Annotated in this window: 1 protein-coding gene; it reads left to right on the top strand. The window is 53.4% G+C overall.

Translation table 11 applies throughout. The features are described from left to right. On the top strand, nucleotides 1-684 hold a 684-nt coding region (locus tag ACTQY1_RS11245; protein WP_441374212.1), incomplete at its 5' end, for a Glu/Leu/Phe/Val family dehydrogenase. Between the last annotated feature and the right edge of the window lie 76 nt (nucleotides 685-760).

The following is a 760-nucleotide window of genomic DNA, read 5'->3' as shown; positions in this document are numbered from 1 at the left end:
ACGGGCCGTGGCGTAATCACCGCTACTCTGGAACTGCTGAAGAGAGAAGGAGTTAAACCGGAAGACGCTACTCTGGCTATCCAGGGCTTCGGCAACGTAGGTTCCTGGACCGCTAAATGCGCAGCCGACAAAGGCCTGAAGATTGTAGCTCTGAGCGATATCAGCGGCGGGATCTATGATGCCAACGGCTTCGATCCGTACAAAGTGGAAGAATATGCCAAGAACAACGGCGGCGTGATCAAAGGGTATCCTGGCGCTACCCCGATCAGCAACGAAGAAGTGCTGGAACAGGATGTAACCGTACTGATCCCGGCTGCTCTGGAACTGCAGATCACTGCCAAGAATGCTGACAAGATCAAAGCAAAAATGATCGTGGAAGCAGCCAACGGGCCGACCGATGCAGAAGCAGACGTCATCCTGGAAAAGAGAGGCATCCCTGTAGTGCCTGACGTGCTGGCCAACGGCGGCGGCGTAACCGTATCCTACTTCGAATGGGTACAGAACCTGTACAGATACTTCTGGACGGAAGAAGAAGTCGTCGACAGACAGGAACAGATGATGGTGAAGGCATTCGGCAACGTATATGACGCAGCCAAGAAATACAACACCACCATGCGTGTAGGCGCCTACATCGTAGCTCTGAACGCTCTGGTAGAACCTCTGAAACTGAGAGGCATTATCTAATAGAACCCTACAAACGGAGCTTGTGCCCAGACGGCACAGCAAAACACCCCGGACAGTGGCTGTCCGGGGTGTTTTG

Source organism: Acidaminococcus sp. HCP3S3_G9_1 (assembly GCF_052122455.1).
In the GTDB taxonomy this organism is placed as follows: Bacteria; Bacillota; Negativicutes; order Acidaminococcales; family Acidaminococcaceae; genus Acidaminococcus.
Note: the sequence above shows the minus strand (reverse complement) of the source record. Positions and strands in the feature narration are given on the sequence as shown.